We start from the raw sequence: 24,189 nt of genomic DNA on the forward strand, positions 1-24,189 counted from the left end.
ATCTCTACTATAAGTGTTGAATTTGTTTCAGTATAATCCATTATCTATCATTAAAATAATGGATATTTATTTTAACATGGTTGTACTTACAAACAAAACTGCACAATTACAAATTAATCACTAAATCATTTAAAAAAGTATTGTAGTTATTTAACTCAAAAGGAACATCTGCATTTTTTTCCATATCATGAAAATGATGTGTAGCTAGCATTTCCATTCCTGTAAAAGCATTCATTTTATGGAAACCAAACATTACGCCATCATCCACACTTTTTTGATCAAAAAACTCATTTTCTAAAGTAAATGCAGTTTTAGGTGCATTCCAACTTGTAGTAAGTATATATTTTTTTCCGTGCATTAAACCACCCGTTCCGTAATTGATGTTTGGATTTTTTCTACTTCTTCCATCACTTGCATAAATTCCATTTTGATGACCTTCTGTAAAAACTTCATCTATATATTTTTTAAATCCGAAAGGAATTTGAAACCACCAAATAGGAGTATGATAAATCACTATATCTGCCCACTTAAATTTTTCAACTTCTTGCTTTACATCATAATTATCACCTACCTGGGTAAATTTTACTTCAAAATTTTCTAATGTTTCAAAAAATGAAATAGTGGTATTAAAAAGTGTTTCATTAAATCTTCCACCAGAATGAGCAAATGGATGACTTCCATTAATTATAAATATATTTTTCATTTCTATCTTATTCTATTTGAGACAAAATTAAAGCAACATTTATTATTGTAAAAATAATACAAATTATACCTTTGTATTAATATTATAATAATTATGGTGAACCTAGAATGGTATAGAACATTTAAAGAAATATATGAAAACGGAACTTTAACAAAAGCTTCTATTGCATTATATGCCTCACAACCTGGAGTTAGTGTACATTTAAATGCATTAGAAGCTTATGTTGGAAAAAAACTATTTGAACGAACTTCCAGAAAAATGATTCCAACAGAAGATGGAAAATTTTTATATGAATATATTATTGAATCTTTAAAAAAACTAGAAATAGCAGAGCAGCATTTTAAAAAAACAACTCAAGAAAAAAATCCTTCGCTAAATATTGGAATGTGTTCAGAAATGTTTCAACTGATTATTGAACCAGAAATTCCAACATTAGACTTTGACTTAGTAGCTAGATTTGGAGCACATACAGATTTAATAAAAGATCTGAACAATGGAATTTTAGATTTAGTAATAACACCCAAAAAACAGAATGAAAAAAAATCATTAGTTGAGTATATTCCTTTTTCAAAAGAAAGAATCGTTTTAATAGCAGGAAATAAAACGAATATAACTAGAATACAAAAACACATTAAATCTAAAAACTTAAATAAGTTAGAAGACGAACTACTTCAAAATATTTGGTATAGTTCTTCAAACGAAATGGAACATTTTAGACGTTTTTGGTTTGAAAATTTTAATAAGAAACCTGCTTTTAAACCAAACTATATTTTACCGAATATTACTTCAATTATTAGATGTTTAAACAATGGAAACGGGCTTGCGTTAGTTCCAGATTTCTTATGTCAAGAACAAATTTTAAGACATGAAATAAATTTAGTTTGGGAGGGAAAAGTAAAAACCGAAAACACCTTATATTTTGCATCAAGAACAGATTTAAAATACAAAAAGGAATTAGATACAATTAAAAATATATTTACATCAAAAATGAAATAAACATGGTACAGAACCATGTATAATTTATTGCTTAAATCAAACCACTTTCCATACATAAAAATGAAAGTTCAACTTTTTCAAACAAACCCTCTATTTAAACCCATTCTAAATATTAAATAAAACAATTCGTAAAGTTTGTGCAAGTTGTGCCTAGAGCTTAAATTTGTGGTTATTATTTAATAAATAACCAAAATAATGAGCGGATTATTAAAATCTTCTATTGGAAGAAAGTTTGCCATGGCACTTTCGGCATTCTTCCTAATGTTTTTCTTACTTCAACACCTTGTAATTAACTTAGCTTCTATTTTCCCAGACAACGGTGAAACTTTCAACAGCTTGTCATACTTTATGGGTACAAATCCTTTAGTACAATACTTATTACAACCTGTTTTATTGTTCGGTGTAATTTTTCACTTTGTAATGGGCTTTGTATTAGAACTAAGAAACAGAAACGCACGCGTTGTAAGTTATGCAAAAAACAACGGTGCTGCCAACTCAACTTGGATGAGCCGTAATATGATTTACACAGGTATAGCTATTTTAGCTTTTATGGTTTTTCATTTTAACGATTTTTGGGTTCCAGAAATTGTAGACAAGTTTGTAGACGGTAACAGTCAACTAGGAAAAGACTACTTACATCACGTAAAAGAAATGTTTACCAACCCAATTCGTGTTGCAGTTTATGTTATTGCTTTTATATTTTTAGCACTGCACTTATTACACGGATTCAGTTCAGCTTTTCAATCGGTTGGAGCAAACAATAAGTATACTAAAGGATTGGAAACTTTTAGTAAAATTTATGCCATTGGAGTGCCTGTAGGCTTCATCATTATTGCATTATTTCACTATTTCAATCAACACTAATACCAAAGTATTATGGCAATTTTAGATTCAAAAGTTCCAAAAGGTCCATTAAAAGATAAATGGACAACCTATAAAGATAAAATTAACTTAGTGAATCCTGCTAACAAGCGTTTAATTGACGTAATTGTAGTAGGTACTGGTTTAGCAGGAGGTTCTGCCGCTGCTACTTTAGCTGAGTTAGGATATAATGTAAAAGCATTTGCATACCAAGATTCTCCACGTCGTGCACACTCAATTGCGGCACAAGGAGGTATTAATGCAGCAAAAAATTACCAAGGTGATGGTGATTCTACCTACCGTTTATTTTACGATACTGTAAAAGGAGGAGATTACCGTTCTCGTGAAGCTAACGTGTATCGTTTAGCAGAAGTTTCAGCAAATATTATTGACCAATGTGTGGCTCAAGGTGTTCCTTTTGCTCGTGATTATGGTGGATTACTAGATAACCGTTCGTTTGGTGGAGTATTAGTATCTCGTACTTTCTACGCTAAAGGTCAAACAGGGCAGCAATTATTATTAGGTGCTTACTCTGCAATGAACCGTCAAATTGCTCGTGGTAAAATTGAAATGTTCAATCGCCATGAAATGTTAGATGTAGTTATTGTTGATGGTAAAGCTCGTGGTATTATTGCTCGTAATTTAGTAACTGGTGAAATTGAGCGTCATTCTGCTCACGCAGTTGTAATTGCTTCTGGTGGATACGGAAACGTATATTTCTTATCAACCAATGCAATGGGTTCAAACGCAACCGCAGCATGGAAAATTCATAAAAAAGGAGCTTTCTTTGCAAACCCTTGTTTTACACAAATTCATCCAACATGTATTCCGCGTTCGGGAGACTATCAGTCTAAATTAACATTAATGTCTGAGTCTTTACGTAACGATGGTCGTATTTGGGTTCCTAAAAAAATGGAAGATGTTTTAGCAATTAGAGAAGGAAAGTTACAACCTACTGAAATTGCTGAAGAAGATAGAGATTACTACTTAGAAAGAAGGTATCCTGCATTCGGTAACTTAGTGCCTCGTGATGTGGCTTCTCGTGCTGCTAAAGAGCGTTGTGATGCTGGTTATGGTGTAAACGCTACTGGTGAAGCTGTTTATTTAGATTTTAAATCGGCTATTGAGCGTTATGGAAAAGAACAGTGTAAATTACACGGAAATGAAAATCCTACACATGCACAAATCATTGCAGAAGGTGAAAAAGTAGTTGAAAATAAATACGGAAACTTATTTCAAATGTATGAGAAGATCGTAGATCAAAACCCATACAAAACACCAATGATGATTTACCCAGCAACTCACTATACTATGGGTGGTATTTGGGTGGATTATAACTTGATGACTACCATTCCTGGTTGTTATGCTATTGGAGAAGCAAATTTCTCTGATCACGGAGCTAACCGTTTAGGAGCTTCTGCTTTAATGCAAGGTTTAGCAGACGGATATTTTGTTTTACCTTATACCATTGGAGATTATTTAGCAGATGATATTAGAACAGGAAAAATCTCTACAGATTCTCCTGAGTTTGAGCAAGCTGAAAAATCAGTAAAAGATCGTATAGATTTCTTCATCAATAATAAAGGAAATCATTCTGTAGATTATTACCACAAAAAATTAGGTAAAATTATGTGGGATAAGTGCGGAATGGCTCGTAATGAACAAGGTTTAAAAGAAGCTATGGCTGAAATTAAAGAGTTGCGTGAAGATTTTTGGAAGAATGTTACTGTTCCTGGTGAGGCAAATGAAATGAATCCTGAGCTAGAAAAAGCAGGTCGTGTAGCAGATTTCTTAGAATTAGGAGAATTATTTGCGCGTGATGCACTTGACAGAACAGAATCTTGTGGAGGCCACTTTAGAGAAGAGTCTGTTGAATTAGACGGCCCACAAAAAGGAGAAGCGAAACGTGATGATGTTAACTTTACCTATGTTTCTGCTTGGGAATATAAAGGAGAACCTTCAGAAGCTGTTTTACATAAAGAAGAATTAGAATTTAACGATATTGAATTAAAACAACGTTCATACAAATAAAAAGGATTATGAATTTAACACTTAAAATTTGGCGTCAAAAAAACGCAAGTGATAAAGGAAAAATGGTCGAATATAAAGTGACCGATATTTCTGAACATATGTCCTTCTTAGAAATGTTGGACGTATTAAATGAACAATTAGTAGCTAAAGGTGAAGAACCTGTTGCTTTTGATCACGATTGTCGTGAGGGTATTTGTGGTATGTGTTCATTATATATTAATGGTGAAGCTCACGGACCTGATAGAGGTGTTACTACCTGTCAGTTACACATGCGTATGTTTAACGATGGTGATACCATTTTTATTGAACCTTTTAGAGCTAAAGCTTTCCCTGTTATTAAAGATTTAGTTGTAGATAGAAGTGCCTTTGATAGAATTCAACAAGCTGGAGGGTTTGTTTCTGTAAATACTTCAGGAAACACTCAAGATGCTAACGCAATTCCCGTAAACAAAGAGAATGCTGATAAGGCGTTTGATGCAGCAACTTGTATTGGGTGTGGTGCTTGTGTAGCTACGTGTAAAAACTCATCTGCAATGTTATTTGTAGGAGCTAAAGTATCTCAATACGCTTTATTACCTCAAGGGCAAGTTGAAGCTACAGACCGTGTTTTAAACATGGTAGCTCAAATGGATTTAGAAGGTTTTGGTAACTGTACCAATACTGGTGCTTGTGAAGTTGAATGCCCTAAAGGAATTTCATTAGAAAACATTGCACGTATGAATTCTGAATACTTAAAAGCAAGTTTAAAAGGATAAAAATATATTCTTTTCTATATATAAAAAGGCGCTCAATTGAGCGCCTTTTTATATATGTTAATACTTATTAATTATTCCCATGTGTTTTCTGCATCATTACCTCCCCAAATTACAGTAGCTAAATATGGGTTGTCAATAAAAGGGTTTCTATTTCCTTGTGCATTTTCAACAATAGTATTTCGTGTCATTTCAAATTCTGAAACAGGATCTTCTATATTCCACTCTAATAATAAAGCAATCATATTATCATCAGAATTAACAGTAGTTCCTATGGCTACATTTTTAGGTAAACATTGATTACCATAACGTAAATACATATACATCATCATTCTTGCTACATCTCCTTTCCATTCATCTCCTGGATACCAACCACCAGAAGAATCTCCTGCATTACCAGAACCTTGAGCAAACTTTTTATTACTTCTTTGAGAATTAAATGTAACATCGGAAGGTCTTAAATGATGAGCATCAGCACCTGGTCCAGAAGTTCCTAAATTAGGATTCCCTAAAGCTTTAGGGTATGTATGTTCTCTATTCCAATCAGTTCCTGCATTTCCTCCATTAGCATTTTTACTTCTGGTTCTATCTGTTACGTAGTTCCCATCTGAATCATTATATCCATAAATTAATACAACTTTATTATTGTCTGTTGGATCTAAATCTGATTGCTTTAAAACATCCCAAACACCAGGAGTATACGATAAGTTAGTGGTGTGAGTTGCAATAATTTTAGCTGCTAATTCATCTTTTAATGATGTTGAGGTCAACTCAAAATTAACCCCATTGTAATACTCTAAAAGTTCAGCAGGTATGTTATAATTAGAAGTATTTGAACTTGGTTCATATACTTCTATTGTTATAACAGCTGTTGAGCAACTATTGGTTGCAATAGTACTGCATAAAGTATATTCAAAAGTATCTGTTCCTACAAAATCAATGGCAGGTGTGTATGTGTACTTATCTCCACTTTTAGTAATTGTTGCATTATTTGAAGAGGTTTGTTGAACGCTAACTTGTACACTTCCTGTGGTGTATATATCATTAGATAAAAAATTAGAAACTTCAAGTGTTTTATTTTTTTCTACTTGGTATATATCGTTTTTGGCTTCAACATTGTCTACTGGTTCTTTAATTACATCTTCACTTCCTCCACAACTTATACATAATATTGCTACTGATGCTAATGTTAATAAATGCTTCATTTTTATAATTTAATTATATATTTAAACTTTAATGTTATTTTTTATCGTGTACTTGTGCTCCTATGTTATCATTCCAGACAGTTAAAATATCTGTTGCCACAGCTGCACCACTTCCGGCAGCAATTGCAAACTGACTTCTGTGACCTGCTAATGTGCCACAAACATATAATCTTTCTTTAATTAAATGATTATAATTTCTTAGTTGTATTCTATCCTTCATTGGATTCGCACTTGTATGACGCTCTATATATTGCTCTAATCCTGAAATATCAAAAGGTTTAGCATAGTTTAATGCTAATACTACTACCTTTGATTTATATTCATTTTTATTTGTAACTATTTTATATCCATCAATATCATCTAGAACGGCTAATACTTTTTCTTTTTCTATTTGATAAACTTCTGGATAAAATTCTGACAAATGTTTTTTTCCTTCTTCTAAAACATCTTTACCTAGGGTTCCAGGTGTTAATCCCAAAACGTTATTGAAAAGGGCATTTTGTAGGTGTGATGCTCTTTGATGAAGAATGATTCCAATTTTTTTATCAATAGCATAAGGTTTATTTTTTGCAGAACCTAAAACTAATGCACATTGCATTCCAGATACGCCTCCTCCAATTATTAATACATCAAAAATCATTAGGCTAAGAGCAGTTTAATATTTGCAGCAAATAATTTAACAGCTATAGCCAATAATATAACTCCAAATATTTTTCTGATAATAGCGATTCCATTTTTTCCTATTAATTTTCCAATTCTTGGAGATGTTTTTAAAACAATATAAATGACTATTACGTTTAATAAAACCGCGACAATAATATTTTGCAAGAAAAACTCAGCTCTTAAAGAAAGAAGAGTTGTTAAACTACCAGGACCCGCAATTAAAGGAAATGCTAAAGGAAAGACAGTAGCATTTAATGTAGCTTCTTCTTCTTTGTACAATGTTATTCCTAAAATCATTTCTAAGGCTATAAAAAACAAAATAAAAGATCCTGCTACAGCAAAAGAATGAACATCTATACCAATTAAATTTAATAACCTTTGACCTACAAACAGAAATAAGATCATAATAAACCCTGCAATAATTGCTGCTTTTTCAGACTGAATATGTCCAAATTTCTTACGTAGATCAATAACTATAGGAATATTTCCTACAATATCAATTACTGCAAATAACACCATAAAAGCGGTTAAAATTTCATTTAAATTAAAGTTCATAATCTAATTTTTGGGCAAAAGTACTTAATAAAGTATAAGTATGATTAACTAATGTTTAAAAGTAGTAAAAATAGCACTATTTTTGCAACATGTTTCAGTTAGGAAAAACCATAGTTTCAGAAGATATTATTGAAAAAGAATTTGTTTGCAACTTATCTGCATGCAAAGGTGCTTGTTGTATTGAGGGTGATGCAGGTGCACCTCTTGAAGAAAATGAAGCTAAGATTTTAGATGATATTTATTCTAAGGTAAAGCCTTTTTTAAGGCCTGAAGGAATCAAAGCAATAGAACAGCAAGGAACTTGGATTAAAAGTGATTTTGGCGAATTAGAAACACCTTTGATTAATGATGCTGAATGTGCTTATGTTATTTTTGATAAAAAAGGCACCGCTTTATGTGCTATTGAAGAAGCATACAACAAAGGAATTGTTGACTGGAAAAAACCTGTTTCATGTCATTTATACCCTGTTAGAGTAAAAGATTTTTCTGAATTTGCCTCTGTTAACTATCACAAATGGGAAATTTGTGATGATGCGTGTACTTTAGGTAAAGAGCTTCAAGTACCCATATATAAATTTGTAAAAGAAGCCCTTATTAGAAAATTTGGACAACATTGGTATGCTGAACTGGAAAAAGTGGCTGAAAAAAATAATTAACTGAGTCGTCCTGAAATAGGTTGACAGATTTTAATAAAAATAAATTTAAACCTGTGAAGTTAACTTCACAGGTTTTTTGTTATGTAAAAAGTTAGGTGTTTTCATATTAAGAGCTAAATGTGATCTTATGTTATTATAGGTTTCAATAGACTCTTTCATAAAATAAGTCTGTTTTGTGTCAACTTATTTTAGGACGGGACATATAAAACAAAAAAGCTCCACAAATGTGGAGCTTTTTTTATTATTTAATTATAATTTTTTGAGAACTTCTTTTGTTATTCTCGTCAATTATATTAACAACATACATACCAGGACTAGCATTAATATTAACTTCGTGCTTTTCTTTATCACTAAAGTTTAGTGAAGTATTGTATATTTCTTGTCCATTAATATTATAAATAGCCATAGTTGTTCTGCCTAATGTGTTTTTAGCAAAAATATTAAACGTTCCGTTTGATACTGTTGGGTATACTGAAAAAGCTTTAATTCCTTTAGCAACATCTTCTACGGAAGCTGTTGCAGCAGTAAATTGTCCAGAGAAAATTCCTCTACCATGAGTCGCCGCAAAAACAGTATTATCATCACGTAAATCCAAATCTAATACTTTTACATTAGACATTCCATTGTAGGAATGTATCCATTCTATTTCATTCTCTGTATTTAAATCATCGGTTTTCCACACACCTAATTCAGTTCCAATAATAACTTCGCTAGGTAATAATGGGTTTTGCAAAATACATTTTACAGGTATATCTGGTAAATTACCTTCAATATTTTGCCAATTTGCTCCTCCATCATTTGTATACCAAATATTAACAACGTTATAATTATGCATGGTAACAAATATTTCATTTTCACTTTGTCCATATTCTATATCTGAAATTGACCCCACAAAACTAGGTCCTGTAATTTCTGACCAAGTTGGAGTTGCATTAGCATTTTCTAATTTGAATAAATCACCTAACTTTGTTCCTACTAGAAGTGTAGTAGACGAAGTTGTATATGGAGATACTTTCATTGCTGATGGTGCAGAAGTAAGTAAATCATCTGTTATAACTGTTTTGAAAACAAAACCAGTTAAATTAGAGTACCTTCTAATTCTTGCCCCATCAGTACTATTAGAATAGTTAGAGTAAAGAATATTAAGGTTAGAGTCTAATTCTTCTTGATTGATAAAATCTCCATTTTGAGAATCTTCACTATTAATGTTTTTTGTTGTGCCTTGTTCAATATTATACAAATTTATATTGTCATTATAAACATAATTAGCTATGTAATATTTATCTGTTCCATCCTGATCAAAAAAACTATAAGCTCCATCACCTCCTTGTGTTTCTACAGACCCACCAACTCCTGAATTTGAATTCTCAAAAAGTTGTGTTCCATTGTCTTGTGCACCAGCAACAAAATAATCACCAGTGAATGCTGAAGTAGGAGCAACACCAACAGAATAAAACTGTGTAATATTTAATCCCTTATTTCTTGATTCTGTTATCTCTCCTGCATTAGTTGTGTAGTAGATACCCCCATCATTACCAAAAATTATTTTATCTGAATTATTATGAGCAAAAGCAGCTATATGTTGGTCTGCATGAACCTCTTGAAAACCAAAACCTCCATACCAATGTGAAAATTGAGTCCAAGTAGTTCCTCCATCTAATGATTTAAATAAGTCTATTCCTCCAACATATATATTGTTATCATTAGCAGGATCAACTTCTAACATCAAATCGTAAAATGCTTGACCCCTTGTAAAATCTTCTGCAGAGATACCAGTATCTGCATCGTTAGGAAGAGGTAAGACTGTTGTTGTTGAAAACCCATCTTCTGTTTTAATAATTGAAACTCCTGTTGGTACTTCTGCTAGAATAAAAATTTTATCTGCTGTAGTTGATGAAGCTGCTATTTGTGTTCTAGAAGCATTTTCAACTTCATGTTGCTGAGTAAAAATATTACCATCAACTGAAGAAAAAACTAAACCTCCTCCATTACCATAAGTAAAACTATCTGTTGTAGAAACCCATACTTTACCGTCAGCACCAACTTCTATATCATTAGGGTTTAATTTATTATCAATTCCTAGTGGTTGTGGTAAGTTAACTTCTGTCCAAGTATTTCCACCATCAACAGATTTAACTAATCCAAAAGAAAAAGAACCTACTAATGTTGTTGCATTAGATGAACCATAAATAGCATCTGAAACAGCTGCATAGATTTCAGTTACACCTGCATTATTTCTTGTTTTAACATCATTTATGTGTTGTGGACCTGGAACAACTACACCAGAAAAATCTCCTTCTGCTGGGTTTAAAGAACCATTTACTGCTCCAGATGATAATGCTTCTTCAATTAAGTCTCCATCTGCTTTAGTTATCATTACTGCAGGAATAATAACTGTAGCGTCTTCACCTCCCATAGGTATTGGATCACCATCTATATTGTTCATCATAATAACTCCTACTGCTCCCGCATCTTGCGCATTTTTAACTTTATCAGTGAAGTTGCAATTTCCTCTTCTTATCAAAGCTATTTTTCCATTTAATTCTCCTGCATTAATCGCTGGACTACATCCTTCAGTCGGAGTTGAAGTACCATCATCCATTAATACTATATCTGCAGTAATAGTTGATGTTATTTCGGTTCCAAAATTTGTAGTGGGTACTGACGAATAATTTCCTGCAATTGATCCTGGAGAATTAATTGTAATATTAGATGCTTCTTGAAAAAAAGAAATTCCAGAGCTCCCTCCAAAGACTCTATTCCATGTTGTTCCTCCATCCTCGGTTTTCCATACTCCGTCACCTATTGCTGACCCTGTTGTATGACCTACATAAGATTCTCCAGTACCTATATAAAAAACCTGAGTATTATTAGGATCGTAAGTAATACTTGAAACAGCTAAATTATCTGGGATATTAACTTTTTCCCATACTTGATTAGGATTAGATATTTTTGAGTTTCTCCACAAACCGCCACTTACACCTCCCGCAAATACTGTTTCATTTGTTTCGTCATTAGGATCAAACATTGCTGCTCTTACCCTTCCTCCAACATTGTTTGGCCCTCTTTCAATCCACTCGTTATCAGTTCCATCACCAGGTGTTCTACTTATGGATTTATTCCTAATTAATTCCTTTTGTAAATTTTGAACATTTTCTGGATAGGTTTTTCCTGTTAGTGGACTTAATTCATTTAAATATTGTTGTTCAAAAAATTTATTCGGAGGTAATCCATTAGCCTTTCTCTCTTTTTTTGAAAGTTTCATCACATTATTATATGGATGATTATTTAAATAATTAGCATGCTTAGCTCTTATGTTTTTTATTTCATTTTCTTGGAATGAAAATTTATAACCAGCTATAGCAACTGATAAAAATAATGCAAAAAAAAGTAATTTTTTATTCATAATAGTTAAAGAAGATGTGTTAAATTCTGCAAATCTAACAATTTTGACGAGTATTTAAATAATATTTCCTGTTAATTTTTTATGTAGTCTAATTGCATACCCGTCAGAAAGACCAGCAACGTAGTTACATATTTGCATAATTCTACTGTATAAACTTTCTTTTTCTTGTTGATATTCTCTAGGTAATAAATTTAAAACCAATTTGTCATAATTAGACTGTTTAGCATTAAACTTATTATTAAGGGCTGTTACAAAAACATCTAACAAATCAGCAATAATTTTATAGCCCGCAACCTCTTTTTCTATTACTTCTTTACTTTTATAAATTTTATCTACACTAATGTTTATAATATCATTCATTTGTGCTTCATACTTGCACTTATCTAATAATGATTTATCAAATTCTCCTTTCAAAATAGCTTCTTCATTTGCTAAGAATATGTCAACTGCTTCGTTAATTAGCACTCCAATTGCCAAAGCTCGTAAATAACTCACTCTGTCTTTTTTATATTGAAGGGAATGGTATTTTTTACTATCAATTGTATTTTTTACCAATTTGATCATGTATTCCAATGCATAATCTTCTTCTATTAATCCAAGATTAATGCCATCTTCAAAATCAATGATTGTGTAGCAAATATCATCTGCTGCCTCCACTAAATAAGCTAGTGGATGACGGTAAAATGAAATTCCGTTAGACTCTTTTTGTAACAGTCCTAAATCTTCTGCAACATCTAAAAAAGCACCTTTTTCACTTTGAAAGAACCCGTATTTTTTATCAACAATATGCTTGGTTGGTTTTTTAGGTAAACTCTCTTTCGGATACTTCATAAACGCACCCAAAGTTGCATAACTTAAACGCAAACCTCCTTCTGCTCCTGCTTTATTTTCAGTAACAATTTTAAATCCGTTAGCATTTCCTTCAAAGTCAGTGAGATCTTGGTACTCTTTTTCGGTTAAGTCAGATTTATATTGAAGTCCATTACCTGTTTTAAAATACTCTCCAATAGCTTTTTCTCCAGAATGACCAAAAGGCGGATTTCCTATATCATGCATTACCGATGCTGCGGCAACAATAGCGCCAAAATCGTTAAACGTATACCCTAATTCTTGAAGTTTGGGATGACGTTCTAAAAGAACTTTTCCTACTTTTCTTCCTAAAGTTCTACCTACTACAGATACTTCTAAACTATGGGTTAAACGCGTATGCACAAAGTCGGTTTTTGATAGTGGAATTACCTGAGTTTTATCTTGTAAACTTCTAAAAGCAGAAGAAAAAATAATTCTATCAAAATCTACTTCAAAACCTAAACGTGTTTCGTCTTGTTGTGCGCGTTCACGTTTTGTAGTATCACCAAATCGTTTTAAAGAAAGTAATTGTTCCCAGTTCATTTTATCAAAATTTTTCAGTGTATATTCTTACTCATGAAAAGTTGAGATTAGTTCAACTTGATAAGCGAAATTAATAAAAAGAGAAGCATTTCTGCTTCTCTTATAATGATAAATTAAGAATATATACCCCAATTTCTTTTAAAAAACCATTTCGGTTTCCATTTAACAAAATTAGCAGGGTTGAATTCTTTATCTGTTAACTCTATATTTAATAATTGAGATGGTAAAATTGACAAATTATGTCTACCTTCTATTCCATCTAATACAAGAAAATGATATCTCTGAGCTTTATCTTTAAACCTTCTACTTGGACCAAGATCAAAAGGAATACAATTTCTTGTTAGAATTCCTTTATTTGTAGAGTTAAAAGTAACTTTGACTATCAATTTATTATTAATAGCTTTTAAAAACAAAATTCTATTCATTTGTATTTCTTATTTAAGGTTATCAACAGTTTATTATTTCTGTTAATAAAAAATTAATGCAGCTCCCTAGTTATTTTTAAAGGGAAAATAGCTACTTAAAATAATTCAAGAAATATTTAACTTGACCGAAAGATTTTTGTTTTGTATTTTTGAAGAACAAAACAGAGTTGAGGTAATCTCAACTTTCTGTTTTTTTAAGATATTTAGGCGTTCCAAACCAAATATTAAAAAATCAAGAGGGATATTTCAAATGTCCCTTTTTTTATGTCTTTTTTCTACCTCAGCATAGGTTTTTAATAAGTTTCTCTTTAAAAAGAGAAGCCTTTCAGCTTCTCTTTTGCACTTTTAATTTGGTTTCTTGCCTTCAATACAAGAATATTGATAATAACATTTTTAAGATCCACACATTAAACAATCGTCCGGTCCAGCATTTTTAGAGGCATCAACCATTGCTTTAAATTCTTCCGGACTCATCGGTTTGTCTTGATCTTTCTTTTCTACATCTAACGTAAATTGTTTTGCGTTAACTGCAGACTTTGTACGTAAATAGTACATACCTGTTTTTAAGCCGCTTTTCCAAGCATAAAAATGCATAGAGGTTAATTTGGCATAGTCAGGATCTTTCATAAATAGGTTTAATGATTGAGATTGATCAATAAAATATCCTCTATGGCGAGCCATATCAATAATATCTTTCATACTCATTTCCCAAACCGTTTTGTATAATTCTTTTAAGTCTTGCGGAATTGTTTCAATATGTTGAATAGATCCGTTTGCACGCATAATTTCTTCTTTCATATTGTTATCCCACAAACCTAGCTCTACTAAATCTTCTAATAAATGTTTGTTTACCACAATAAACTCACCTGATAATACTCTACGAGTATAAATGTTTGACGTATATGGTTCAAACGCTTCGTTGTTTCCTAAAATTTGTGAGGTTGATGCTGTTGGCATTGGCGCTACTAATAACGAGTTACGAACTCCATGTTTCATTACATTTTTACGCAATTTTGCCCAATCCCATCTTCCGCTTAATTCGTCTTCTGAAACACCCCACATGTTAAATTGGAATTCTCCTTTTGACATTGGTGAACCTTGAAAGGTTGAATATGGTTCTTTTGCTTTAGCTATTTCCATAGATGACGTTACTGCTGCAAAATATAAGGTTTCAAAAATTTCTTGGTTTAGTTTTTTTGCTTCTTCAGATGTAAACGGTAAACGTAACATGATGAATGCATCTGCTAACCCTTGAATTCCTAATCCTACCGGACGGTGACGGAAGTTAGAGTTTTCTGCTTCTTTAACCGGATAATAGTTACGATCAATAACCGTATCTAAGTTTCTGGTTACTTTTTTAGTTACTTGGAATAATTTTTTATGATCAAAGAATTTGTTTCCGTTTTCGTCTTCTGCAACAAACATAGGTATTGCAATAGATGCTAAATTACATACTGCCACTTCATCTTCTGCAGTATATTCCATGATCTCGGTACATAAGTTTGAAGAACGAATAACTCCTAAGTTTTGCTGATTGGTTTTACGGTTAACTGCATCTTTATATAACATGTAAGGAGTACCGGTTTCAATTTGCGATTCTAAGATCTTTTCCCATAAATCACGTGCTTTAATGGTTTTTCTTCCTTTACCTGCTTGTTCATACCCTGTGTATAAACGCTCAAACTCTTCACCGTAGGTATCAAATAAATGCGGACATTCATTAGGACACATCAACGTCCATTCACCATCTTCCTGTACACGTTTCATAAATAAATCAGAAATCCACATCGCATAGAATAAATCACGCGCACGCATTTCTTCTTTCCCATGATTTTTCTTTAAGTCTAAGAAATCAAAAATATCAGCATGCCAAGGCTCTAAATACATTGCAAAAGAACCTTTACGTTTTCCTCCTCCTTGATCTACATAACGAGCCGTGTCATTAAATACACGTAACATAGGTACAATTCCGTTACTTGTTCCGTTGGTACCAGCAATGTAACTTCCTGTAGCACGAATATTATGAAGAGATAACCCTATTCCTCCTGCCGATTGTGAAATTTTAGCGGTTTGTTTTAATGTATCATAAATACCATCAATACTATCATCTTGCATTTGTAATAGAAAACAAGATGACATTTGTGGCTTTGGTGTACCTGCGTTAAAAAGTGTTGGGGTTGCATGAGTAAAAAACTTTTTACTCATTAACTCGTATGTAGCAATTGCTTCATCAATATCTTCTTTGTGAATACCAATAGAAACACGCATTAACATTTGTTGTGGACGCTCAACAATGTTTCCGTTTATTTTTAATAAATAAGAACGTTCTAATGTTTTAAAACCAAAATAATCATAGTTAAAATCGCGGCTGTAAATAATGGTAGAGTCTAATTTTTCTGCATTATCTATAATGATTTTATACACATCATCTGCAATTAATGATGAATTTTTGCCTGTACGCGGATTTACATATTTATACAGATCGGTCATCGTTTCTGAAAACGATTTTTTAGTGTTTTTATGTAGATTAGATACGGCAATTCTTGCTGCTAGCTTTGCATAGTCTGGGTGCGCAGTAGTCATTGTGGCTGCAACTTCTGCTGCAAGATTATCTAACTCAGAAGTAGTTACTCCGTCATATAACCCTTCAATAACACGCATTGCAACTTTTACAGGATCAACTATTGTGTTTAAACCATAACACATTTTTTTTACTCTTGCTGTGATCTTATCAAACATCACAGGCTCTTTTCTGCCGTCTCTTTTTACTACATACATATTTAATTGGTTTTATATTAATAGAATATCCGCTTCTTTTTTTGTTCCCCTAGAAACGGAAGTTAATTTTTTTTTAGAAATCTGCATCAAAGCTAATATCTCCGGTTCCTCCAGATTTTACTCCTGCTTTTTGGTATTCAGACACTCTTTTTTCAAAGAAATTTGTTTTTCCTTCTAAAGAAATCATCTCCATAAAATCAAACGGATTGGTTGCGTTGTATACTTTATTACAACCAAACTCTGTTAATAAACGATCGGTTACAAACTCTAAATATTGAGTCATTAACTTAGCATTCATTCCTATTAAACTTACGGGTAATGATTCTGTAATAAACTCTCTTTCAATATCTAAAGCAGAAATAATGATTTCTGTAATTCTTTCTTTTGGAACTTTATTTACTAAGTGGTTATTGTGTAAATGAACTGCAAAATCGCAATGCATTCCTTCATCTCTAGAAATTAATTCATTTGAAAATGTTAGCCCTGGTAATAAACCTCTTTTCTTTAACCAAAATATAGAGCAAAATGACCCTGAAAAGAAAATTCCTTCAACAGCAGCAAATGCAATTAGTCTTTCTGCAAATGAGTCAGAATCAATCCATTTCAATGCCCAATCTGCTTTCTTTTTTATGGCTGGAAAAACTTCAATAGCTTTAAATAAACGGTTTTTTTCTTCTTCATTTTTAATATACGTATCAATTAATAATGAATACGTTTCAGAATGAATATTCTCCATCATAATTTGAAAACCGTAAAAGAATTTTGCTTCTGAATATTGAACTTCGTTTACAAAATTCTCTGCTAAATTTTCATTTACTATTCCGTCTGATGCTGCAAAAAATGCTAAAACATGCTTTATAAAATAGCGTTCGTCATCTGTTAATTTTGTATTCCAATCATTCAGGTCTTGATGCAAATCAATTTCTTCTGCGGTCCAAAAACATGCTTGTTGTTTTTTATACCATTCCCATAAATCATTATGTTGAATCGGAAATATTACAAATCTATCCTTGTTTTCTTGTAAAATAGGTTCTATAGTAGCCATTTTTTAATGTTTTTTTTTGCTTTTTTTTACATCTGTGGGGAACTACAAAGATTGTAAAAAATGAGTCAAAAATAAAGACCTACTTATTCACAAACCCCTATGAGTTTTTAACAATTTGATGCTTTTTTTAAATTTAACTCAATTTTTTTAAGTTTATAAAAAACTGTAAATCAGTATATTAAAAATTAAAAAATAGCTGCCGTAGTGATTATTAGGAGCTTTCTTATTTTGTGTTTTTAAAATAAAACTTAAAGCGTTTTAGAAAATTTAGAAAATAAAAAAAGCGGCTTAAAAAAAGCCGCTTTGATAATTTCATAATCGAATAATCCCCAATATACGATTTATGTCTTTAAGTAATACATTTTTAAAGTACGTTGCAAATATAATTTACTTTTTGATGTTTTCTATTCAATTTGTATAAGCTGTAAAAAAAATCGTATAACTGGTATTTGTTTTGTGTTTTTTTGATCTTTATTTTTTTACTTTTAAAACATCTTCAATAATTTCTTCAATTTGCTTTTTGGGTAATGCGCCATGTGCCATTTGTGGTTGTTCATCTGTAGGGCAAAACAACATTGAAGGAATACTTCGAATACCAAATGCCGCTGCTAATTCTTGTTCTGCTTCTGTATCAATTTTATAAATAGTTAATTTATCTCCATACTCTTCACTTAGTTCTTCTAACACTGGAGCTAACATTTTACAAGGTCCGCACCAATCGGCATAAAAATCAATAATTGCTGGTACTTTTCCTTCAAATTTCCATTCTTTATTTTGTTCGTAATTAAATATTTTTTCTAAAAATGTGCTTTTTGTTAATAACTCTGTCATCTTTGTTTATTTTATTGTAAAGTTAGACGTTTTAATTCTGAAACATTACAAACTAACTACTTATATGTTAAAATCCTCTTAATTTGTAACATTTCATTCGTTTTTTCTTCTAACTTTGAGAGAATTCTCTAATCATACTCTAAAATGAAAAAACTACTATTCCCCATTTTAAGTGCAAGTCTTTTATTTATGGCTTGTAAACAAGAAAATCAAAAAAGAAATATTACTGTGAATTACCCCGAAACTACAAAACAACCTGTGGTTGATGAATATTTTGGCACAAAAGTTACCGACAATTATCGTTGGTTAGAAGATGATCGAAGTAAAGAAACTGAAGCTTGGGTAAAAGCTGAAAACGAAGTTACTTTTGATTATTTAAGTAAAATTCCATACCGAGAACAACTTAAAAATCGTTTATCAGAACTATGGAATTATGAAAAAATAGGAACTCCTTTTAAAGAGGGAGATTATACATATTTTTATAAAAACAACGGACTCCAAAATCAATATGTTTTATACAGAAAAGACAAAGATGGAAATGAAGAGGTTTTTTTAGATCCAAACACTTTTTCTGAAGACGGAACCACTTCTTTAGGTTCAGTTAGTTTTACCAAAGATGGTAAAACAGTTGCCTATTCTATTTCTGAAGGTGGTAGTGATTGGCGTAAAATTATTGTAATGGATGCCGATTCAAAAACCATTAAAGAAGATACGTTAGTAGATGTTAAGTTCTCTGGAATTTCATGGAAAGGAAACGAAGGTTTTTACTACTCAAGCTATGATAAACCTAAAGGAAGTGAGCTTTCTGCAAAAACAGATCAACACAAATTATATTACCATAAGTTAGGAACTCCACAAAAAACTGATGAAGTTGTATTTGGTGCAACACCAGAAGAAAAACACAGATATATTGGTGGTTATTTAACAGAAGATGACAAATATTTAATCATCACTGCATCTACCTCAACTTCTGGAAACAAGCTATTTATTAAAGATTTGTCTGATTCAAACAGTAAATTGATTCCTATTTTAGATAATTTTGATAGCGACACCTATGTAATTGATAATAGAGACAGCAAGTTATATTTGGTTACTAACCTAAATGCTCCTAATAAAAAAGTGGTTACGGTAGATGCTGCTAATCCAACTCCAGATAATTGGAAAGACTTCATTCCTGAAACAGAAAACGTATTAAGTCCATCAACAGGAGCAGGATATTTCTTTGCAGAATATATGGTAGATGCGGTATCAAAAGTTTTTCAATATGATTTTGATGGAAATTTAATTCGTGAAGTAAAATTACCTGGAGTGGGTTCTGTAGGTGGTTTTGGAGGAAAGACAGATGCTGAAGAATTATACTTTTCTTTTACAAACTACAACACACCAAGTTCTTCATATAAATTCAATCCGAAAGAAGGAACATATAATTTGTATTGGAAACCTGCTATTTCTTTTAATGCTGATGATTATGAAAGTAAGCAAGTGTTTTACAATTCAAAAGATGGAACTAAAGTTCCGATGATTATCACCTATAAAAAAGGAACAGAATTAAATGGTAAAAACCCAACTATTTTATATGGTTATGGTGGATTCAACATCAGTTTAACACCAAGTTTTAGTATTGCTAATGCTGTTTGGATGGAACAAGGCGGAATTTATGCAGTTCCAAACTTAAGAGGTGGTGGAGAATATGGTAAAAAATGGCACGTTGCTGGTACCAAAACACAAAAGCAAAATGTGTTTGACGATTTTATTGCTGCTGCAGAATACTTAATTGAAAACAAGTATACTTCTTCAGAATATTTAGCAATCAGAGGTGGATCTAACGGAGGTTTATTAGTAGGCGCAACCATGACACAACGTCCAGATTTAATGCGTGTGGCTTTACCAGCTGTTGGAGTGTTAGATATGTTACGTTATCATACATTTACAGCAGGAGCTGGTTGGGCTTATGACTACGGAACTTCAGAAGAAAGTCAAGAAATGTTTGAATACTTAAAAGGATACTCACCTGTACACAATGTAAAAGAAGGTGTTGAATATCCAGCAACCATGGTTACAACAGGAGATCATGACGATCGTGTTGTACCAGCACACAGTTTTAAGTTTGCTGCTGAGTTACAAGACAAACATAAAGGCGCAAATCCAGTTTTAATTAGAATTGAAACCAATGCGGGTCATGGAGCAGGAACACCAGTTGCAAAAACCATTGAACAATATGCAGATATCTTTGGGTTTACATTATATAATATGGGGTTTGATGCTTTACCAAATCCGCCGAAAACTAAAATTAAAAGTTAAAATCTGTAACATTTACATTCAAATAGTTACTATTATTTAAATATCAATCTATAATAACAATGAAAACCTTTAAAAAAGTCTTATTAAGCACAGCAGTTGTTTCTCTGGCGGTTGTGGCTTGTAAAACAGATAAAACTGAAGAAAAAGTGCCAGGTCTTGTCATAGAAAATATGGACACGGCAGTAAAACCAACAGATGATTTTTACCATTTTGTAAACGGTACTTGGCAAAAAAATACAGAAATTCCAGCAGATAGAACTTCATGGGGAAGTTTTGCTGAATTACGTAAAAAAACCGATGCAGATGTATTAGCTATTTTAGATGAAGCTATTAAAGAAGGAAGCTTTCCGAAAGTAAAAGATGCTCAAGGAAACGAAATAGACAGCGATCAAGAAAAAGCGGTAAACTACTTTGAAAGTATTATGGATACCGTTACTCGTAACCAACAAGGAGTTGAACCTTTAAAACCATTTTTAGCTAAAATTGATGAAATTAAAACTAAAGATGATGTAGAAACCTATATCACCAACATCGCTCCTTACGGTGGTGGTCCTTTTTACGGTTTTGGTGTTTTTAACGATTTAAAAGACAGCAAAATGAATGCAGGTTACATGAGCTCGGGTGGATTAGGTCTTTCTCGTGATTACTATGTAGATGAAGATGATGACACCAAAGAAAAGTTAAAAAAGTATGAAGCTTTTGTAGCTAAAATGTTTGCTGAATTTGGTGATGATGAAGCAACAGCTACTAAAAATGCAGCAACAGTAGTTGCTTTTGAAACAAGCTTAGCAAAACCAAGAATGACAAAAGAAGATCGTAGAGATGCTCGTAAAATGTACAACCCAATGTCTGTAGCAGAGTTACAAGATTTAGCTCCTGCAATTAACTGGGATGCGCATTTAAAAGGAATTGGTGTTTATGACCTAGTTAATGATGACAATTCAGATAAAACTGATAAATTAGACAAAGTTATTGTTACTGACCCTAACTACTTCAAAGCAATGAGCAATATCTTTACACAACGTTCTGTTGAAGATATCAAAACCTTATTACGTTGGGATGCTATTAATGGTGCTGCTGGTTTATTAACTACCGATTTAGAAAAAGCACGTTGGGAGTTTTATAGTAAAACCTTACGTGGAGCTAAAGAACAACGCCCTAGAGACGAAAGAGCGTTAGCATCTGTAAACGGATCTGTTGGTGAAGCATTAGGAAAGCTATATGTTGATGAAAAATTTCCGCCAGAAGCGAAGAAAAAAGCAGAGGAAATGATTGCTAACGTGCGTTTAGGTTTTGAAAAACGTATTGCTGGTTTAACTTGGATGAGTGATTCTACTAAGCAAAAAGCATTAGATAAATTAAACAAGTTAACCGTTAAAATTGCATATCCTGATAAATGGAAAGACTATTCTGCATTACAAGTTAACGGAGTTAAAAACGGAGGTAGTTACTTTGAAAACGCCATGAACGTAACTAAATGGAACTATAACCGAAATATGGAAAAATTAGGTAAGCCAGTTGATAGAACTGAATGGGGAATGTCTCCACAAACAGTAAATGCTTACTTTAATCCGGTAAACAATGAAATTGTGTTCCCTGCAGCTATTTTACAACCTCCTTTCTACAATTACAAAGCTGATGAAGCAGTAAACTATGGTGGAATTGGAGCAGTAATCGGACACGAAATTTCACACAGTTTTGATGATTCTGGTTCTCGTTTTGATGGTGATGGAAACTTAAACAACTGGTGGTCTGAAGAAGATGCAGAAAAATTTGCTGCAGAAGGAAAAGCATTAGTGAAACAATTTGATGATTTAGTTGCTGTAGATGATGTTCATGTAAACGGTACTTTTACATTAGGAGAAAATATTGGTGATTTAGGTGGTGTAAATGCTGCATATGAAGGATTACAAATTTTCTTTGAAAAGAATGGAAAACCCGAAAATATTGATGGCTACACTCCAGAACAACGTTTCTTTATGTCATGGGCAACTGTGTGGCGTATTAAATCGCGTCCTGAGGCATTGAAAAACCAAATTAAAACAGACCCTCATGCTCCTGGAATATTTCGTGCATATGTTCCTTTAAAAAATGTAGATGCTTTTTATGAAGCTTTTGATATTAAAGAAGGAGATAAAATGTACTTAAAACCTGAAGAAAGAGTAAAAATTTGGTAGTTTCCTTATTTTTTAAACAAATAAAAACCGATACATTTGTATCGGTTTTTTTTATACCAAAGTTATAGGTTTATATATTTACTTATTTTAAATGAAAATAATAGGACGTGTTGAAACAGCAACTTTTCCAGTATGGAAAATTGAAGATTTACCTGTTAAAGTTGATACTGGTGCTTACACCTCTTCTATACATTGTAAACATATTGTAGAAAAAGATGGGTATTTAGAATTTAAATTACTTTGTCCTCAAACAGAAAAATATAACAATAAACTTATAAAAACTGCCAACTATCAAATAAAATCAGTTCGTAGTTCAAACGGTAAAAAACAAAAAAGATATATTGTAAAAACCACAATTCTTTTTTTTGGTAAGCGCTATAGAGTTCAGTTTTCTTTAGCCAATAGATCTAAAATGAATTATCCGGTATTACTAGGAAGAAAGTTCTTGACTAAAAAATTTATTGTGGATGTTTCTAAAAAAAATATAGCCATAGGCGAAGATTAAAAATGAAGATTGTAATCCTTTCAAGAAATCCAAAACTTTATTCAACTCAGCGATTATATGAAGCAGGAGTGAAAAAAGGGCATGAAATGTTAATTTTAGATCACACAAAATGCGATTTAATTATTGAGAAAAAAAAGCCCGCTATTGTTTACAAGCATGAGTTAATAACTGATGTTGATGCAGTAATACCAAGAATTGGTGCTTCTGTTACCTTTTATGGTACTGCTGTAGTTAGGCAATTTGAAATGATGAAAGCCTTCTCTGTAGTGGAGTCACAAGCTTTAGTAAGATCTAGAGACAAACTAAGAAGTTTACAAATTCTATCAAGAGCAAATTTAGGCTTACCAAAAACCGTTTTTACAAACTATTCAAAAGACACTTCAGAAATTATAAAAAAAGTTGGAGGAGCTCCTTTAATTATTAAACTATTAGAGGGAACTCAAGGCTTAGGTGTGGTATTAGCAGAAACTAAAAAAGCGGCTGAATCTGTTTTAGAAGCATTTAATGGTTTACAAGCTCGTGTTATTGTACAAGAATTTATCAAAGAAGCTAAAGGAGCAGATATTAGAGCTTTTGTGGTAGATGGTGTTGTAGTCGGTGCCATGAAACGTCAAGCAAAAGAAGGTGAATTCAGATCTAATTTACACAGAGGTGGAACCGCAGAAATCATTCAGTTAACTGATGAAGAAGAAAATGCGGCTTTAAAAGCTGCTAAAGTAATGGGCTTAGGGGTTGCCGGGGTTGATATGTTACAATCTGAAAGGGGTCCTTTAATTCTAGAAGTAAACTCTTCTCCTGGTTTAGAAGGCATTGAAAAAGCTACTCAAAAAGATATTGCAAAAAGCATCATTCGATATATAGAAAGAAACGCATAGTTTTAAACCGATACGAAAGTGTCGGTTTTTCT

Annotated in this window: 19 protein-coding genes; 9 read left to right on the plus strand and 10 right to left on the minus strand. The window is 32.2% G+C overall.

The annotated features are described in order from the left end of the window. Positions 1-106 precede the first annotated feature (106 nt). Positions 107-703, minus strand: a complete 597-nt coding sequence (locus SLH33_RS06345) for an NAD(P)H-dependent oxidoreductase (RefSeq protein ID WP_320418242.1) — start codon at positions 701-703, stop codon at positions 107-109. 93 nt (positions 704-796) lie between these two features. Between SLH33_RS06345 and SLH33_RS06350 the strand changes: the two genes are divergently transcribed. The 4 genes from SLH33_RS06350 (at position 797) to SLH33_RS06365 (ending at position 5,346) form a co-directional block, all read left to right on the plus strand. Beyond that, positions 797-1,699 (plus strand): LysR family transcriptional regulator, encoded by a 903-nt coding sequence (locus SLH33_RS06350; RefSeq protein WP_320418243.1) that lies wholly within the window; start codon positions 797-799, stop codon positions 1,697-1,699. A 195-nt stretch (positions 1,700-1,894) separates the two neighbouring features. Beyond that, positions 1,895-2,563: a succinate dehydrogenase cytochrome b subunit gene (locus tag SLH33_RS06355; protein ID WP_320418244.1), complete on the plus strand. Its 669-nt coding sequence runs from the start codon at positions 1,895-1,897 to the stop codon at positions 2,561-2,563. A 12-nt stretch (positions 2,564-2,575) separates the two neighbouring features. Next, on the plus strand, positions 2,576-4,591 hold the full coding sequence (locus tag SLH33_RS06360; protein ID WP_320418245.1) for a fumarate reductase/succinate dehydrogenase flavoprotein subunit: 2,016 nt from the start codon (positions 2,576-2,578) through the stop codon (positions 4,589-4,591). A gap of 8 nt (positions 4,592-4,599) precedes the next feature. Next, positions 4,600-5,346 carry a succinate dehydrogenase/fumarate reductase iron-sulfur subunit gene (locus tag SLH33_RS06365; protein ID WP_320418246.1) on the plus strand — a complete coding sequence of 249 codons (747 nt, stop codon included), beginning with the start codon at positions 4,600-4,602 and terminating at the stop codon, positions 5,344-5,346. 71 nt (positions 5,347-5,417) lie between these two features. On the opposite strand, the gene SLH33_RS06370 is transcribed toward SLH33_RS06365, so the two are convergent. From SLH33_RS06370 to SLH33_RS06380, 3 genes are read right to left on the minus strand one after another with little or no spacing between them, the layout of a single operon-like run. Then, on the minus strand, positions 5,418-6,548 hold the full coding sequence (locus tag SLH33_RS06370) for an endonuclease (RefSeq protein ID WP_320418247.1): 1,131 nt from the start codon (positions 6,546-6,548) through the stop codon (positions 5,418-5,420). Positions 6,549-6,582: 34 nt separating this feature from the next. After that, complete coding sequence (locus tag SLH33_RS06375) at positions 6,583-7,188, minus strand: FAD-dependent oxidoreductase (protein ID WP_320418248.1); 606 nt, start codon at positions 7,186-7,188, stop codon at positions 6,583-6,585. After that, the gene (locus SLH33_RS06380; protein ID WP_320418249.1) at positions 7,188-7,766 is read right to left on the minus strand and encodes a MarC family protein; all 579 of its coding nucleotides are present in this window, start codon (positions 7,764-7,766) and stop codon (positions 7,188-7,190) included. Before SLH33_RS06380 ends, SLH33_RS06375 begins: the two co-directional genes overlap by 1 nt. Positions 7,767-7,855: 89 nt before the next feature. Here SLH33_RS06380 and SLH33_RS06385 point away from each other — a divergent pair, with 89 nt between their 5' ends. After that, on the plus strand, positions 7,856-8,422 hold the full coding sequence (locus SLH33_RS06385) for a DUF3109 family protein (RefSeq protein WP_320418250.1): 567 nt from the start codon (positions 7,856-7,858) through the stop codon (positions 8,420-8,422). A gap of 241 nt (positions 8,423-8,663) precedes the next feature. Here SLH33_RS06385 and SLH33_RS06390 read toward each other — a convergent pair whose 3' ends face one another. The 6 genes from SLH33_RS06390 to trxA form a co-directional block, all read right to left on the minus strand. Then, positions 8,664-11,828 carry a PA domain-containing protein gene (locus SLH33_RS06390; RefSeq protein ID WP_320418251.1) on the minus strand — a complete coding sequence of 1,055 codons (3,165 nt, stop codon included), beginning with the start codon at positions 11,826-11,828 and terminating at the stop codon, positions 8,664-8,666. 54 nt (positions 11,829-11,882) lie between these two features. Then, positions 11,883-13,220 (minus strand): deoxyguanosinetriphosphate triphosphohydrolase, encoded by a 1,338-nt coding sequence (locus SLH33_RS06395; RefSeq protein ID WP_320418252.1) that lies wholly within the window; start codon positions 13,218-13,220, stop codon positions 11,883-11,885. Between the two features lie 113 nt (positions 13,221-13,333). After that, positions 13,334-13,645: a hypothetical protein gene (locus SLH33_RS06400; protein WP_320418253.1), complete on the minus strand. Its 312-nt coding sequence runs from the start codon at positions 13,643-13,645 to the stop codon at positions 13,334-13,336. Positions 13,646-14,038: 393 nt separating this feature from the next. Next, entirely contained in the window at positions 14,039-16,423 is a 2,385-nt protein-coding gene (locus SLH33_RS06405; protein ID WP_320418254.1) for a ribonucleoside-diphosphate reductase subunit alpha, read from the minus strand. A 73-nt stretch (positions 16,424-16,496) separates the two neighbouring features. Then, a complete protein-coding gene (locus SLH33_RS06410; protein WP_320418255.1) occupies positions 16,497-17,468 on the minus strand; it encodes a ribonucleotide-diphosphate reductase subunit beta in 972 nt (323 codons plus the stop codon). Positions 17,469-17,939: 471 nt separating this feature from the next. Beyond that, entirely contained in the window at positions 17,940-18,299 is a 360-nt protein-coding gene (gene trxA, locus SLH33_RS06415) for a thioredoxin (RefSeq protein WP_320418256.1), read from the minus strand. Between the two features lie 144 nt (positions 18,300-18,443). Here trxA and SLH33_RS06420 point away from each other — a divergent pair, with 144 nt between their 5' ends. From SLH33_RS06420 to rimK, 4 genes are all read left to right on the plus strand, one after another. Next, on the plus strand, positions 18,444-20,600 hold the full coding sequence (locus SLH33_RS06420; RefSeq protein ID WP_320418257.1) for a prolyl oligopeptidase family serine peptidase: 2,157 nt from the start codon (positions 18,444-18,446) through the stop codon (positions 20,598-20,600). Positions 20,601-20,659: 59 nt separating this feature from the next. Then, positions 20,660-22,777, plus strand: coding sequence for a M13 family metallopeptidase (locus SLH33_RS06425; RefSeq protein WP_320418258.1), 2,118 nt, complete (start codon positions 20,660-20,662; stop codon positions 22,775-22,777). A 91-nt stretch (positions 22,778-22,868) separates the two neighbouring features. After that, positions 22,869-23,282: an ATP-dependent zinc protease gene (locus tag SLH33_RS06430; protein ID WP_320418259.1), complete on the plus strand. Its 414-nt coding sequence runs from the start codon at positions 22,869-22,871 to the stop codon at positions 23,280-23,282. A gap of 2 nt (positions 23,283-23,284) precedes the next feature. Further along, complete coding sequence (rimK, locus tag SLH33_RS06435; protein WP_320418260.1) at positions 23,285-24,157, plus strand: 30S ribosomal protein S6--L-glutamate ligase; 873 nt, start codon at positions 23,285-23,287, stop codon at positions 24,155-24,157. Positions 24,158-24,189 lie beyond the last annotated feature (32 nt).

Source organism: Tenacibaculum sp. IB213877 (assembly GCF_034043975.1).
Lineage (GTDB): Bacteria > Bacteroidota > Bacteroidia > Flavobacteriales > Flavobacteriaceae > Polaribacter.

Coding starts and splice junctions, on each gene's coding strand:
- rimK (WP_320418260.1), top strand. CDS start 23,285: ATGAAGATTGTAATCCTTTCAAGAAATCCAAAACTTTATTCAACTCAG.
- SLH33_RS06400 (WP_320418253.1), bottom strand. CDS start 13,645: ATGAATAGAATTTTGTTTTTAAAAGCTATTAATAATAAATTGATAGTC.
- SLH33_RS06425 (WP_320418258.1), top strand. CDS start 20,660: ATGAAAACCTTTAAAAAAGTCTTATTAAGCACAGCAGTTGTTTCTCTG.
- SLH33_RS06390 (WP_320418251.1), bottom strand. CDS start 11,828: ATGAATAAAAAATTACTTTTTTTTGCATTATTTTTATCAGTTGCTATA.
- SLH33_RS06350 (WP_320418243.1), top strand. CDS start 797: ATGGTGAACCTAGAATGGTATAGAACATTTAAAGAAATATATGAAAAC.
- SLH33_RS06405 (WP_320418254.1), bottom strand. CDS start 16,423: ATGTATGTAGTAAAAAGAGACGGCAGAAAAGAGCCTGTGATGTTTGAT.
- SLH33_RS06355 (WP_320418244.1), top strand. CDS start 1,895: ATGAGCGGATTATTAAAATCTTCTATTGGAAGAAAGTTTGCCATGGCA.
- SLH33_RS06380 (WP_320418249.1), bottom strand. CDS start 7,766: ATGAACTTTAATTTAAATGAAATTTTAACCGCTTTTATGGTGTTATTT.
- SLH33_RS06375 (WP_320418248.1), bottom strand. CDS start 7,188: ATGATTTTTGATGTATTAATAATTGGAGGAGGCGTATCTGGAATGCAA.
- SLH33_RS06420 (WP_320418257.1), top strand. CDS start 18,444: ATGAAAAAACTACTATTCCCCATTTTAAGTGCAAGTCTTTTATTTATG.
- SLH33_RS06385 (WP_320418250.1), top strand. CDS start 7,856: ATGTTTCAGTTAGGAAAAACCATAGTTTCAGAAGATATTATTGAAAAA.
- SLH33_RS06360 (WP_320418245.1), top strand. CDS start 2,576: ATGGCAATTTTAGATTCAAAAGTTCCAAAAGGTCCATTAAAAGATAAA.
- SLH33_RS06410 (WP_320418255.1), bottom strand. CDS start 17,468: ATGGCTACTATAGAACCTATTTTACAAGAAAACAAGGATAGATTTGTA.
- SLH33_RS06365 (WP_320418246.1), top strand. CDS start 4,600: ATGAATTTAACACTTAAAATTTGGCGTCAAAAAAACGCAAGTGATAAA.
- SLH33_RS06395 (WP_320418252.1), bottom strand. CDS start 13,220: ATGAACTGGGAACAATTACTTTCTTTAAAACGATTTGGTGATACTACA.
- SLH33_RS06430 (WP_320418259.1), top strand. CDS start 22,869: ATGAAAATAATAGGACGTGTTGAAACAGCAACTTTTCCAGTATGGAAA.
- SLH33_RS06345 (WP_320418242.1), bottom strand. CDS start 703: ATGAAAAATATATTTATAATTAATGGAAGTCATCCATTTGCTCATTCT.
- trxA (WP_320418256.1), bottom strand. CDS start 18,299: ATGACAGAGTTATTAACAAAAAGCACATTTTTAGAAAAAATATTTAAT.
- SLH33_RS06370 (WP_320418247.1), bottom strand. CDS start 6,548: ATGAAGCATTTATTAACATTAGCATCAGTAGCAATATTATGTATAAGT.